The sequence below is a fragment of the Desulfomicrobium norvegicum genome (assembly GCF_900114595.1).
Lineage (GTDB): Bacteria > Desulfobacterota > Desulfovibrionia > Desulfovibrionales > Desulfomicrobiaceae > Desulfomicrobium > Desulfomicrobium macestii.
The window spans coordinates 1-12570 of record NZ_FOTO01000007.1 but is presented as its reverse complement, the minus strand read 5'-3'; the positions used below and the strand labels follow the sequence as shown (position 1 = coordinate 12570).

The 12570-nt window shown below is 58.9% G+C and carries 14 protein-coding genes; 6 read left to right on the top strand and 8 right to left on the bottom strand.

Annotated features, from left to right (window positions below):
- Positions 1-5: 5 nt before the first annotated feature.
- A complete protein-coding gene (locus BMZ24_RS11365) occupies positions 6-1196 on the bottom strand; it encodes an MFS transporter (RefSeq protein ID WP_092192363.1) in 1191 nt (396 codons plus the stop codon).
- Between the two features lie 103 nt (positions 1197-1299).
- Between BMZ24_RS11365 and lolA the strand changes: the two genes are divergently transcribed.
- A complete protein-coding gene (gene lolA / locus BMZ24_RS11360; protein ID WP_092192652.1) occupies positions 1300-1938 on the top strand; it encodes an outer membrane lipoprotein periplasmic chaperone LolA in 639 nt (212 codons plus the stop codon).
- 236 nt (positions 1939-2174) lie between these two features.
- On the opposite strand, the gene BMZ24_RS11355 is transcribed toward lolA, so the two are convergent.
- Both BMZ24_RS11355 and BMZ24_RS11350 read right to left on the bottom strand, forming a co-directional pair.
- Positions 2175-2900, bottom strand: a complete 726-nt coding sequence (locus BMZ24_RS11355; protein WP_092192361.1) for a J domain-containing protein — start codon at positions 2898-2900, stop codon at positions 2175-2177.
- Complete coding sequence (locus BMZ24_RS11350) at positions 2900-3358, bottom strand: YkgJ family cysteine cluster protein (protein ID WP_092192359.1); 459 nt, start codon at positions 3356-3358, stop codon at positions 2900-2902. Before BMZ24_RS11350 ends, BMZ24_RS11355 begins: the two co-directional genes overlap by 1 nt.
- A 182-nt stretch (positions 3359-3540) precedes the next feature.
- Between BMZ24_RS11350 and mqnC the strand changes: the two genes are divergently transcribed.
- The 5 genes from mqnC (at position 3541) to BMZ24_RS11325 (ending at position 7463) form a co-directional block, all read left to right on the top strand.
- Positions 3541-4578, top strand: a complete 1038-nt coding sequence (mqnC, locus tag BMZ24_RS11345) for a cyclic dehypoxanthinyl futalosine synthase (RefSeq protein WP_092192357.1) — start codon at positions 3541-3543, stop codon at positions 4576-4578.
- Entirely contained in the window at positions 4575-5798 is a 1224-nt protein-coding gene (locus BMZ24_RS11340; protein WP_092192355.1) for a M24 family metallopeptidase, read from the top strand. Before mqnC ends, BMZ24_RS11340 begins: the two co-directional genes overlap by 4 nt.
- 74 nt (positions 5799-5872) lie before the next feature.
- On the top strand, positions 5873-6502 hold the full coding sequence (locus BMZ24_RS11335) for an NYN domain-containing protein (protein ID WP_092192353.1): 630 nt from the start codon (positions 5873-5875) through the stop codon (positions 6500-6502).
- Between the two features lie 28 nt (positions 6503-6530).
- Positions 6531-7181, top strand: a complete 651-nt coding sequence (gene trhA / locus BMZ24_RS11330; RefSeq protein WP_244150343.1) for a PAQR family membrane homeostasis protein TrhA — start codon at positions 6531-6533, stop codon at positions 7179-7181.
- 3 nt (positions 7182-7184) lie between these two features.
- Complete coding sequence (locus BMZ24_RS11325; protein WP_092192351.1) at positions 7185-7463, top strand: GIY-YIG nuclease family protein; 279 nt, start codon at positions 7185-7187, stop codon at positions 7461-7463.
- A gap of 83 nt (positions 7464-7546) precedes the next feature.
- Here the strand turns inward: BMZ24_RS11325 and BMZ24_RS11320 are convergent, their stop codons facing one another.
- The 5 genes from BMZ24_RS11320 to BMZ24_RS19810 form a co-directional block, all read right to left on the bottom strand.
- Positions 7547-8164, bottom strand: a complete 618-nt coding sequence (locus BMZ24_RS11320; RefSeq protein ID WP_143077889.1) for a hypothetical protein — start codon at positions 8162-8164, stop codon at positions 7547-7549.
- Positions 8165-8191: 27 nt separating this feature from the next.
- Positions 8192-10177: a T6SS phospholipase effector Tle1-like catalytic domain-containing protein gene (locus tag BMZ24_RS11315; protein ID WP_092192347.1), complete on the bottom strand. Its 1986-nt coding sequence runs from the start codon at positions 10175-10177 to the stop codon at positions 8192-8194.
- 18 nt (positions 10178-10195) lie between these two features.
- Positions 10196-10894: a hypothetical protein gene (locus BMZ24_RS11310; protein ID WP_092192345.1), complete on the bottom strand. Its 699-nt coding sequence runs from the start codon at positions 10892-10894 to the stop codon at positions 10196-10198.
- 14 nt (positions 10895-10908) lie between these two features.
- Positions 10909-11835, bottom strand: coding sequence for a DUF4123 domain-containing protein (locus BMZ24_RS11305; RefSeq protein ID WP_161949133.1), 927 nt, complete (start codon positions 11833-11835; stop codon positions 10909-10911).
- Positions 11825-12570: bacteriophage T4 gp5 trimerisation domain-containing protein (locus BMZ24_RS19810; RefSeq protein ID WP_425266273.1), on the bottom strand; the 746-nt coding region annotated here is incomplete at its 5' end. The genes BMZ24_RS19810 and BMZ24_RS11305, both read right to left, overlap by 11 nt.

Below are 12570 nucleotides of genomic sequence, written 5' to 3'. Positions count from 1 at the left end.
ATTATTCAGGATTCGGGGATGCGCAGTTTCAGGATGGCGATGAGGCTCGCGGCGAACAGAGCCGCGCCAAAAAGTGAGAAGGACAGGGCAAAACTGAACCGTTCCCCGCTCCAGGCCAGCACGGCGGGGATGAGCCCGGCTCCGATGATGGACGTGCACGTGACGGTCAGGGATACGGACAGGTCGCCGGTGGCCTTGGGGCAGACCAGGGCCAGGACCGCAAATCCCACCGGGAAGAAGCAGACCACGAAGATCGGTTGCAGGGTCAGCATGGTCACTGTCCACCACAGCGGGCCGTATCCGGCCAGGAACGTCGTCAGGCCCGTGCCCAGCAGGCAAATGGCCAGAGTGCGGCGATAGCCGATGCGCCGGATGATCCATCCCGTGGTGGGCAGAAAGACAAGGGACGCGGTGCGCGAACAGCCCAGGATGATGTTCGCCATTTCCCGGGTGGTTCCCTTTTCCATGACCAGAAACGCGGGCACCAGATTGTAGATGCCCATTTCCACGCCTACGGCCAGGACAAAGAGCAGGGCCATGATCCAGAAAGCGGGTCTGGTCACGATGGTCTTTATGTTGCCGAGCACGGGCGCCATGCCCGGACGCACGGTCCGAGGCCCGCGCCGGGCATAGACCACGGCCAGGATCAGGCACGCGACTCCGAGCAGGCGGAAAAGGGCTGGATAGCCAAGGAATCCGAGGAACAGTTCGCTGATGAAGGGTGCGGCAATGAAGGCCAGGTTCGGCGCCAGTTCGTGGATGGAGAATGCTTGGCCCCAATAGGCCGAAGGGGTGATCTCGGTGATGGTCACCACGCCTGATGGCATGTACAGCCCCGCTCCGATGCCCATGAGGGTGATCCAGATCGAAAAGCTGGTGAACGAGTCGCTTCCCGCCAGTCCCAGAAGGCCAATACCGATGCCGGCCACCGATGCGACGATGGTGCCCTTGTGCCCGAGGCGCTGGGATACGAATCCCGCGCAGAGGACGGAGACGCTGTATCCGCCCGCGAGACAGACAAAGAGGTTGGCGCTGGCGGCAAGGCTGCGGCCAAGATGTTCGCTGATCGGGAGCAGCAGGGGGCCGAACATGGTCCGCGCCAGAAAATTGGCGAGAAAGACCGTTGTCAGCAGTGCCAGGGCAGGCAGGGCCGGGGCGAATGGCGGAAGGGAATTTTTTTTTGGGTCTGGGTTCATCGCTTAACAACCGTGAGGAAACTCTGTATTTGCCCAAGTGGCGTAAAGGGATCATCCGATACGTCCAATGAATCTTGAAAGCAACATCAACCAGGAGGTTCGTGTGCCGCGCTTTTTTATGGGGCTTTTTATCGTCCTGACCAGCGTCTGGTGCGCACAGGCTGCGGATTTGAGCGATCAGATCCAAAAGCGATATGATACTTTGCAGTCTTTTCGGGGTTTTTTTCTGCAGAAACTGACCAACGCCTCCAGCCGCGAGGTGCAGGAAAGGCTGGGCAGCATTACCTTCAAACGCCCCCGCTTCATCCGCTGGGAAACGACCAGTCCCGAAAACGAGCTGCTCATCATCGGCCAGGACACGGTCTGGGAATATTTCCCTGCCGAGGAGACTGTTTACCGCTATTCGGTGGAGCAGGTTTTGAGTTCCAAGACCATGATCCGCTTTCTGTCCGGCGAGGCCAATCTGAAGGATGACTTCATCGTTCAGGATCTGGGCGCGGACGGGGATTTTCGGCATCTTAAGATCATCCCCCGGGAACCCGAGCCCAATCTGGTCGAGGGAGAACTCTGGGTCCGGCCAGGCCAGGACATGCTTGAGAAGATCAAGCTTGTGGATTTCTTCGGAAACGTGAACGAACTTGAACTGACCGGCATCGAGCTTGATGTGGAGGTGTCGGACAAGGAATTCACCCTGGATCCGCCCAAGGGCACGGAAGTGATCGAGGGCTTGGTCGGGGAGTGAAAAGAATGGGGGTTATGGGTCCTATGGGTCGTATGGGACCTATAGGACCTATGGAATGGACGGGGGTGCGTGGTTTTGTGCGTTCCATGGGGCCCATGCGCCCCATTTTTTTAGACAGCCAGCGATCGCAGATAAAGTATCGCCCTGCCATGGGCCGAGTCGCCGGCCCATGTCCGTGGGAAGGCAGGGGCCGCGTTTTTTTATGCGTCCCATGGGTCCCATACGTCCCATTTTTTTTAGACAGCCAGCAATCGTAGATAAAGATCGCCCCGCCAAGGGCCGAGTTTCCGGCCCATGCCCTTGAGGCGGATGGGCCTCCCGACCACGAAGTCCGGGGGCAGGGTTACGTCTATGGTACGGGGTTCGGCTGTGAAGCGGTGCCGGATCTGAACCCGCAGGGTGGTGCCGGGGATGAGGTCGCGGGCGGGCATGCGCACGGTCTGACGGTCGTCGAGCTGGCCGGAGGCCCAATCCTTGATGCTCTGGACAATGCCCTTGCCGAGATCGATGCTGAGGGCGCGTTCCCCCCACTTGAGGTCCAGCTTTTTTGTCGTGACCGGCTGTGAGCTGGCTCCTTCAGGCTGGACCCCGCGTTTGAGCTTGCTGAAAATATCCTCGAAGACCTGCTTGGCGAAGGGGTCATTGAGGATGTCCCGGAGCACTTCTTCCTGCTTGGCGGAGAATCCGCCGGAGGGTTTTCCGCCGCGCTTGACCCTGGCTTCCTCTTCCTGACGGATGGTCTCGGCATTGAAGCGCCGCTTGTCGGAAGGCTCGGTCTCCAGATTTTTCTTGAGCAGCACGTAGGCTTCGTTCAGGCGGCTGAAACGTTGGGCCGCGCGCGCATCGCCGGGATTCAAGTCCGGATGGTACTTGAAGGCCAGTTTGCGGTAGCTGGCCTTTATCTCGTCCAGGGTTGCCCCGGGAGAGACTTCCAGCAGGGAATAGCACTCGGACAGACGCATCAGATTTTGTCCACCAGGTCCGCGATGCGCAGGGCGTTGGCCTCGTCCTCGCGGCCCGTCTTGGCCAGGTGGTTGTCTTTTACATAGGCGATGCCCAGACGGGCGAATTCGGCGTGGCCGCATTCGGGACGGATGCCCGGGCAGTATTCCTGGGCCAGCTCCCAGCTTACGGGGTCGACCAGATTGCCGCGGAAGAAGGGCCAGGCGCGGCACACGTCCGGCTTGGCCGGGTGTACGGTGCAGGCGGTCTTGGGGTCGAAAAAGACGCAGAAGCCATCCTCGCCGCAGCGCAGGACCAGTTTTTTCCCCTGGGGCTCGGTGTAGCGGGAACAAAATTCCTCGACCGCCATGCCCAGATATTCGGCCAGGCGTTCACGTTCCGGGGCCGAGGCGACGATGCCTCCCTGGCCTTGGCAGCAGTGCCCGCACATGCGGCAGTCAAATACGGATTCGGTCATTGTCACCTCTTGCTTGGGCCCGACTTGAACCACAAGGCGCGGAGTTTGGCAAGGGCCTCGGGCGCGGGGTCGCCGGGCTCCAAGCAGGGGTAGCGTGACGCCATGGCGCTCTGCAAACCCTTGACCTCCCGCCCGGCCAAAAGCTAGCACTTCGCCAACCCACCATCATCCAAGGAATGCTTATGAATACCCGCCTGAACAAGAACGAGGCCCGCTACGTCTGGGACATGAACGACGTCTTTTCCCTCGGAAAGCTCGCCCACCGGCGTCGCATGGAAATGCATCCGGAGGGAATCGTCACCTATATTGTCGATCGCAACATCAATTACACCAACGTCTGCGTGTCCGCCTGCAAATTCTGCGCGTTTTTCAAGGGCCCGGGCGAGGAGGGCGGTTACGTCCTGCCCACGGAGGAGATTCTGTCCAAGGTCAGGGAAACAGTGGACGTGGGCGGTTATCAGATTCTGCTGCAGGGGGGGATGAATCCTGATCTGCCCCTGGGGTATTACACCGATCTTCTGGGCACGCTCAAGAGCCATTTTCCGGGTGTGGCCGTGCATGGTTTTTCGCCTTCCGAGGTCTGGTTTCTGAGCGAGAAGGAAGGGCGCTCCGTGGCCGACATCCTGACGGAGCTGCGCCGCGCTGGTCTTGATTCCATGCCCGGAGGCGGAGCCGAGATTCTCAATGACGAGGTCAGGGAGCGCGTGTCTCCGCGCAAATGCACGGCGGATCAGTGGATCGATGTCATGGAGACGGCGCACGGCCTTGGCATGCGCACCACGGCGACCATGATGTTCGGGCAGGGGGAGACCTTTGCGCAGCGCATGGAACACCTTGATCGGCTGCGCGACTTGCAGGACCGCACTGGCGGATTCACGGCCTTCATCCCCTGGACCTTTCAGCCCCGCAACACGCGCATGGTCATGCCCGAAACCTCGTCGCACGAATATCTCAAATTTCTGGCCCTGTGCCGACTTTATCTGGACAACATCGACAACATCCAGGCCTCCTGGGTAACCCAGGGCCCCATGATCGGCCAGCTGGCCCTCTTTTGGGGCGCCAATGATTTTGGCTCGACCATGCTCGAAGAGAATGTCGTCGCGGCCACGGGCGTGCATTTTCTGTTGCCCGAGGATCGGCTGCGCGGGCTGGTCGAGCGCGCCGGATTCACGCCTCGGCGGCGGACCATGGACTACACCCTGTGCGAGGAGGTCGTATGAGTTTTGTTTCCCTTGAGCAAATGCCCCTGTCCGAGACCCGGGAACGAATCTCGCGCTTGCGGGTTCACATGGCTGAAGCTTGCCCCGAAGCGTCGGGGATTCTGGTTTTTTCGCGCCTCGGCATCTACCATCTGAGCGGAGCCTGGGCCAGCGGCGCGCTGTGGGTGCCCATGAACGGCGAGCCCGTGCTGCTGTGCCGCAAGGGCGTGGAGCGCGCCCGCCTCGATTCGCCGCTGGAGCGCATCATGGAGTTCAAGTCGTATTCGCAGTTACCCGGTCTGCTGCGGGAGGCCGAGGCTCCCCTCGGCGATACGGCGGCCGTCGAAATGACGGGCCTGAGCTGGTCCATGGGCGAGCTTTTGCGATCGAAGCTGCCGGGGGTAAGGCTTGTTCCCGGCGACACGGCCCTGGCCTGGACCCGCGCCGTCAAGACCGATTGGGAGCTGGCCAAGCTGCGCCTGGCCGGTGCGCGCCACGACCAGGCGCTGAACGATACCCTGCCCGACCTTATCCGCCCAGGCATGACCGAGCGGGAAATCGCCCTGGCCGTATGGGACGCCTTCTACCGGCACGGCCATCAGGGCATGATGCGCATGCAGAATGCGGGTGAGGAGATTTTCCTGGGGCATGTCGCGGCCGGAGATTCCGCCAACTATCCCAGCGTGTTCAATGGTCCCCTGGGCCTTCGCGGGGCCCATCCGGTGCTTCCTTTTCTGGGTTATGCCGGAAAGGTCTGGCAGCGCGGGGAGCCGCTGGCCCTCGACTGCGGGTTTTGCCTTGAAGGCTACCACACGGACAAGACCCAGGTGTACTGGGCGGAAGAGTCGGTGATCCCCGAAGAGGCGGATCGCGCCCAGGATTTCTGCCTGCAGATCCAGGAACATCTGAGCAGCCGCCTGGTGCCCGGCGCCATCCCGGCGGACCTGTACCGCGACTGCATTCGCATCGTGCTGGCCAATGGCATGGGCGAGGGCTTCATGGGCCTTGGCCGCAACAAGGTCGGATTTCTGGGGCACGGCATCGGTCTTGCCATCGACGAATGGCCGGTCATCGCCCCGTCCTTCGAACGCCCCCTGAAAGAGAACATGGTCCTGGCCCTGGAGCCCAAGATCGGCATCGAGGGACTTGGCATGGTCGGGGTGGAAAATACTTTCGTTGTCACGCCAACGGGCGGACAATGCCTGACCGGCGAGCGCTTCGGCCCGACTTTTCCGGCTTAACGCATGTGGCGATCGCTTTTATAGTATGCTAAGTATTTTTATAAGCATTTTTTGGAACTTAAGTACGAGGATTCATGACCCAAAAACGCAGACTCTGGCTTATCGACGCAGGTTATCTTTTCAACGCCCGGCATAGCGTGCGTAGCGGGTATGAATTCAGCTATTTGCGCCTTAGAAACCATTTGGAGCAGGACGGCCTCATCTGGCGGGCCTATTATCTCAACTCCACGCCCAATCCGCCTTCGGACGGGCAGGACAATTTTCATCGCTGGCTGCGCAGCGGGCCGCCGTTTGGGCCCAAGATCATCACCAAGTTCTATACGCTCAAGCAGCAGCGCGCCGACAAGGCCTATTGCGAGGAGTGCGGCCAGAAGGTGTCGCTCAGGTGCCAGAATCAGACCGGGGATTTCACGCATCGGGTCTTCAACGAGATCCAGAAGGGCGTGGATGTGGCCATCGCCACCCTGTCGCTCATTCATCAGCGCAATTACGACACGCTCATGCTGTCCTCCGGCGATTCGGACCTGCTCGACGCAGTGGAACATCTCTCGGAGCAGGGCAAGAGCATAGAGCTCGTGGTCTTCAGGGACGGGGTCTCCTCGGAGCTGCAATGCCGGGCCGACCGGATTTACTGGATAAACGATTTTGCGTCCGATGTGGACAATTCCTTTCGCGATGCGGTAGGAGACGGTGACAACCCCTGAGGGCCAAGGCCTGGGGATGGAGGATTATATGAACATGGAACGGTCCGTTTCCGAGTATTCCCAAGGCGAGGAGATCGCCAACAGCATCACTCACGCCATTGCTGCCGGAATGTCCATAGCCGCCCTGGTGGTGCTCATCGCCCGGGCCGTGTCCCAGGGCGACGCCTGGCACGTGGTCAGTTTCTCCATTTTCGGAGCCACGCTCATCCTGCTCTACATGGCGTCCACCCTGTACCACGCCATCCCTCTGCCACGGGCCAAGCGCATTCTGAAGACCCTGGATCACAGCGCCATTTTCCTGCTCATCGCCGGCACCTACACGCCCTTCATGCTGGTCAACCTGCGTGAAACCGTGGGCTGGACCGTGTTCGGGGTGGTGTGGCTTCTTGCGGTGGCCGGAGTCGTGCTCAAGTGCTGCTTCGTGTATCGTTTCAAGCGCCTGTCCCTGACCATCTATCTCGGCATGGGCTGGCTCTGTATCCTCATCGGGCGCGACATGTACGCGACCCTGTCCGGGGCGAGTCTTATCTTTCTGGCCCTGGGAGGTCTGGCCTATACACTGGGTGTCATTTTCTACGTCTGGGATCGTCTGCCCTACAACCACGCCATCTGGCACCTTTTTGTCATTACGGGCAGTACCATGCATTTCTTCTCGGTTCTTAACACCCTGCCGTCATAGTCCGTGTCCGATTGGTTCGTGTACGTGCTGCGCTGCGGCGACGGGAGTCTCTACACCGGCATCACCACCGACGTTGCCCGGCGCCTGATTGAACACGCATCCGGCGGCCCCAGGGCGGCCAAGTACCTGCGCGGCCGCGGGCCGCTGGAGCTTGTCTTCTCAGCTTCAGTGGACGGCAAGTCTGCGGCCTTGGCCATGGAAAGATGGATCAAGGCGCAACCCAGAAGTCGCAAAGAAAAAATAATCTCCGGCCATCTTCCCTTGCCCCGCGCGGATTGCTGATCCTTTTTCCTCCCCTGAGTGCCGTTTGCAATGTACCGCGGCGGTTTTTCTGCGGTATGATTTCGCAAACAACCATGGTTTTTTCAGGATGTTGAATCCTCGCCGTTGTCGCCATTTATCCAGCAATACGTATTTCTGACTCTTTTTGAAAATATGAAATAAAACAGAATTATAGCGGAAATTGGTGCGATGTATCTTGGAAACAACATTGCCGGCTTGGCATGCTGGAAGAAATAATTGTGAATAAACAGAATTCCAGAATAAATTATTGCCATGTTGACGGCAAAGTGCATTCCTCGAATGAGGAAAACGACACATATGATCGCAAAAAGTCCCAATATAAATGACATGACATAATAAAAAACAAACAGATTGCTATATGTTGGATCTGACAGGTCGAACATCCTGACCACGAAAAACATGAAAATATTGAAGATACCTGTAAGAAGAATGCCTGTTATGGCACACCCCAGCCCGCCATCCTTCCCCCGTGGCGCCTGAGGAAAAGGAATCTGCCCTGGCAGTCTGGCCAGAAGGCGTTCTCTGGGACTTGCGGTCCTGCCTGGTGCGCTGATTTCCGGAAAAAGTTTTGTCATGGGTGCTCCTCTCGACGTGGTTGGATCTGGTTTTGGATGCAGTGCCGTGCCCGGGTGTGCATCGTCCCCGATGATGGGTTCGAGACAGGCAATGCCGCTGCTCATCAAGAATTCCCGCTGATTAACAGCCTGTTAAAGACCCGCCTGCATCAAAGCCTGCACCAAAGGCCATTTCGAACCGTCCTTTTCCAGCTTGTTCGGGTAGATTTCGCGGCTTCCCGAGGGATCGAGCTGCATCCCGATGCTGTAGGGAAACCGTGTCCGCGGCCTGAGGGCCAGGCGGTCAACGCACCTGTTTTCCGTCGCGGAGACATGTACGTATTTTTCCCACAAGTCTTGCGGCAGTTCGTCAACCGGGTTGTCCACCAGGTGCTGCAGGTCTTCGGGAACAATGTGGAGCGGATCAGTTTCATCCAGAGTTTTGAACGGGACTCCTGCATCCACGGCCTTGCGGTGCATGATGTGCAGGGGGACGTTGGCGTACCCGTTGTAGGTGAGCTTGTCGCGCATGAGGCGCACATAGAAGTGTACGACTGGAACTGCATCATGGCTTACCTCCCAGTGCAGGGTGAAATGCCAGTGGGGCGGGAGTTCCCCTTCTTCGCTAAGGATGCCTTTTCCTCGGGCACGCTCCAGTATTGCCTGGCGGGCGCGCTGTTCCCGATCTTGAGGAATGACGAATGGACCTTGCCGGTTGACAAGGTCTGTACTTAATGAACCGCAATATTCTTCATCCATGAGTAGCGCGCATTTTTCCAACAACTGATATCCGCCGCCGATATCCGCATGCGCCCCGGCCAGGACAATCTCCTCGCCGTCCCCGGGATGAATTCTGGTGAGCGGGAAATATTCGCGCCAATCCTGGGCGGCCACCAGGTGCACGATATTCCGGGCGCATCCCGTGGGCAGACCCAGGTCGTAAAAGAGTTCATTTTCGTTTCCGGGAATGAAGATGGAGCCCACGGTGTCGAACAGGCCAACGAAGCGGATGCTCACGTTGGCCAGGGCCGGATAGCGCAAGGCTGCATTGTTCTGACCGCCATGCTTGTCATGGTCGGCGTCGGGAAGGGTAACCATTTCCCCGAACGGAAGCGATTCGTCCGAGACGGGAACGGGCTTTTGACTCATGTCCGGCAGGCCGGCCAGGATCACATTGACGAAATGCCTGGCCAAGGCGGCGCCCCGGCTGAAGCCGAACAGATCGATGGTAACTGAAGAGGGCATGCTGCCCCAGCTGGAGAAGACGTTTGTGAGGATATCAAGCATCTCCTGCCTGGCCTCGGGAATCCGGTCTTCAGCTCCTTCGCAGAATGCGGCAAAGGCCAACCCCAGGTTGGCGGTGCCCCCGGTCGTGATGCCCTTGCCTTCCTTGGTGCCCACGCCTCGAATATAAATCTTTTGATATACCTCACCTTTGTCGTTTCCAGTGAACTCCGTAATCCTGTTCAAATAATACAGCTTGGCCACATTGGTCAGCCCGGATATGCCCGGGCTTGCCGGATAGCAGTCGCGTCTGGCCTGGTTCACCGCCTCTTCCCTGCGTCGGCGTTCGACATCGGACTGCCGGGCGCGCTGCTCTGCCGTCCTGGCCCGTTCTTCGACGTCTTTGAGCGTCATGGACAGATGGCGCAAACGGATAAGCGCGCGATCTTCCAGTTTGTGCAATTGTCCAAGCGACGCGCTGCCCGAGGCCCGCTCAGCGGCCGTGCGGCCGCTGGTGGCCATGACTCTGACGCGCGTGATCTCCCTGCCAAGGGACTGCCGTTCGCTCATGAGCTGATCGGCCTGAACCCGCAACTGTTCGGCCTCGCCCTGATATGCCCTGACATCCGACCGCGCCCGTTCGGCCGCTGCAGCCGCTTCGGCTTCGGCGCGCAAGCTTTGCTCGAGGTTTTCATGGGCCAAGTTCTGCTGACGCTCCTTGCTGTCCTTTAGCCACGTGAGATCGGCTTTAACTTGTTTGGAGTCGAACACTCTTTCGTTACCCGTTCCATCGAAAAAAATGCCGACAAAGAGTCTAGGTCCGGAACACGGCAAAACAGCCGGATTCGGGGTGTTGGGAATGTGCGCCGTGGCGGCTTCAAGCTCTTTTAGAAATTGCGCAGATTTGCTGCCCATAGGGATGTCTCCTTATCATTATGGCGTATATGGTTGGTACACGTAAGCGCTTTTTCGCTTGGGTTGCGTGGCCGCAGGTGCAGGGTCCGGTTGCATGGGGATTCCGCATTCCTGCCGGGCCTGCTTGGTTCTGTTCGTGAATTTTTTTGGGTCTCCATCTATCTCATACCCTTGGGCCGTGCCGAGGAGTGTGTATGTCCATTTGTCCTCAGGTATCGTTATTGGGGCTTTATGGTCTGTGCAGTAGAGCCAAAGGCGTACTTTCCCTTTTACAGAAAAATCATAGACCAATGAAAATTTGAATCGCCGCCAGTCGTTCAGAGAGAAGGCAAAGTCCTTGGCTCGCTGCGGCATGAAAGGGTCATCGATGAGGGCTTCGTAGTAGCGTTGCTGGCTGAAGTTGAACCATTGAAAGAAGGCATGCTTTGGGACTGGCAGGGGGCTGTTGGTCGCCGATCCTTTGGAAGCAGGTGCCCCTAATTCCTTTGGGGGAATATACCCTCGCGACAACGTCCCCCGCCATCCGGCATTGCCGCTTGACCCCGCCCATCGATTGTCAAATTCAACGTATTCGATCCAGACCTCCCCCTGCGCCCAGGCTCCCGTAGATTCGATCATGGGCTCGCTGCGCCATTTGATGGCAACGGTCAGCGACCAGGCCGCAAGGTACAGGACGGCGATGATGAGGACGGACTTGGCGGGAGGCGGAATCTTCATGACAGGTTCCGTACTCACTCCCCGGACAATTCATCGGGGAGGTTTGCCAGCAGTTCCGGAAAGGGCCTCGTTGTGTCCGACGCCTTCATCCATTGGGCTACGGAAGTGGTCCCAAAGATGTTTGCGCCCACGTCAAGGCAGTAGGCCACACCGGCAGCCATGTCGGCCATCCCGCAGATGCCGAGGTCATCCAGGGACCGGCATACGTTTTCCACAAAGAAGAATGCCTCTGGGACAGGCATGTCCGTGAGCCGGCTGGCCTGTTTCAGGGTCGACGCCTCATGGAGCACTGCGTACGGCGCATTGTGCCGGGCCATGAAATTCAGGAGGTTATGCTGTAGTGGTTCCGATGGGCATTCCCGGAGGATTTCCGGTGTGCCTTCGCGCAGCTCAAGGGCTTCCGCCCTGCCCGGCTCCCAGGCATGCAGGCACTCGGCCGGCCCGACGGCCCGACGGCACCATGTTTTGTCCCCAAAGTAGGTCAGGGCATGCAGGACACGAGGATCGTAGAATCGCAGGAGCCCGGTTCCGGCATCGGGCAGGGGAATTTCCAGCAGATTCTGAAGGTGCTCGAAGAGGTCGTTCTCCTTTCCTTCGGCCACGGCATAAAGGACACCGATGGGGGAAATTTCCGCATTGGTCAGCAACCAGTCCGCGATTTTTCCGCCAGGCTGGAGCGCGACGAAAATCGGTCCCTTGAGGCTGATTTCAGACAACATGGTGTTCATGAACAGCGGCCAGATTTCTTCACGTTCCTGGTGAGTCCAGAGCAGGCCGGGAAGATCGGGGTCCGAGGCGGGATCGATGACAGCGCACCATTTTCGACTGTTTTCCCGGGTCATCCGGTCTCTGATTCCGGCGCGCCACTCCTCGAATTCACGGGGACCATGCGTCTGCGTGACGCAATCCGAAACAGAACCTTTCAAGATATCATTCGACATCGGCGCCCCCCGGCTGCTTCCGGCCCCTGGATTCTTCGCAAACCATGCAGACGCCCGAAGCCCAGGCCTGAGACTTGTCCAGGCTGTTGGCCATGGAAGGTTCCCGTATGGCGGATCGCTGCACATCTATGCCTTTTTCCACCGTCTGCGACATTGCAGGCAAAAGCGGCCTCGCCCCCGAACCCGTCCCCGGACTCCCACCCGAGTTGATCCTGACCTTCGCGCCCCCGACGTACACCCCTGACGAGTCGATCCTGATGAAGCTGCCGCCGGCCTTGATGGTCAGTTCCGCGCCGGCCTCGATGACCGCCTTGCGGCCCGCCGTCCCGTGGACCTCTCGGCCTGCACGGACAAGCCACTTCTCCTGGACGTGCGTGTGGCTGCTGCCTCTGACCGTCAGATGATCGTCGGCCAGAAGCTCGATCTTGCGGTCCTTCTCTACCGTCTGCTGATCTTCGCCCTTGACCAACGAATACGAAAAATTGTCCACGGTGCGATGCTGATCATGGAGGATGTGTTCTTTCCAGTCGTTCTTGACGTAGACATTCACGTCCTTTTCGGCGTGAACGTAGATCTCCTCCCGGCCTTTTTTGTCCTCCACCCGAAATTCATTGAAGCCCTGGCCCCCCGGGGATGAGAGGGATTTGAAGACCGTGCGCGTCTTGTGCTCGGGCAGCGGGTAGGGAACCGGATTGGCGGCGTTATAGACTCGGCCGGTAACGATGGGCCGGTCCG

Excerpts from the sequence above, each read along its gene's own strand:
- mqnC (WP_092192357.1), top strand. The coding sequence starts at position 3,541 with ATGAATACCCGCCTGAACAAGAACGAGGCCCGCTACGTCTGGGACATG.
- BMZ24_RS11335 (WP_092192353.1), top strand. The coding sequence starts at position 5,873 with ATGACCCAAAAACGCAGACTCTGGCTTATCGACGCAGGTTATCTTTTC.
- BMZ24_RS11340 (WP_092192355.1), top strand. The coding sequence starts at position 4,575 with ATGAGTTTTGTTTCCCTTGAGCAAATGCCCCTGTCCGAGACCCGGGAA.
- BMZ24_RS11365 (WP_092192363.1), bottom strand. The coding sequence starts at position 1,196 with ATGAACCCAGACCCAAAAAAAAATTCCCTTCCGCCATTCGCCCCGGCC.
- BMZ24_RS11350 (WP_092192359.1), bottom strand. The coding sequence starts at position 3,358 with ATGACCGAATCCGTATTTGACTGCCGCATGTGCGGGCACTGCTGCCAA.
- BMZ24_RS11315 (WP_092192347.1), bottom strand. The coding sequence starts at position 10,177 with ATGGGCAGCAAATCTGCGCAATTTCTAAAAGAGCTTGAAGCCGCCACG.
- BMZ24_RS11310 (WP_092192345.1), bottom strand. The coding sequence starts at position 10,894 with ATGAAGATTCCGCCTCCCGCCAAGTCCGTCCTCATCATCGCCGTCCTG.
- BMZ24_RS11320 (WP_143077889.1), bottom strand. The coding sequence starts at position 8,164 with ATGAGCAGCGGCATTGCCTGTCTCGAACCCATCATCGGGGACGATGCA.
- BMZ24_RS11355 (WP_092192361.1), bottom strand. The coding sequence starts at position 2,900 with ATGCGTCTGTCCGAGTGCTATTCCCTGCTGGAAGTCTCTCCCGGGGCA.
- trhA (WP_244150343.1), top strand. The coding sequence starts at position 6,531 with ATGAACATGGAACGGTCCGTTTCCGAGTATTCCCAAGGCGAGGAGATC.
- BMZ24_RS11305 (WP_161949133.1), bottom strand. The coding sequence starts at position 11,835 with ATGTCGAATGATATCTTGAAAGGTTCTGTTTCGGATTGCGTCACGCAG.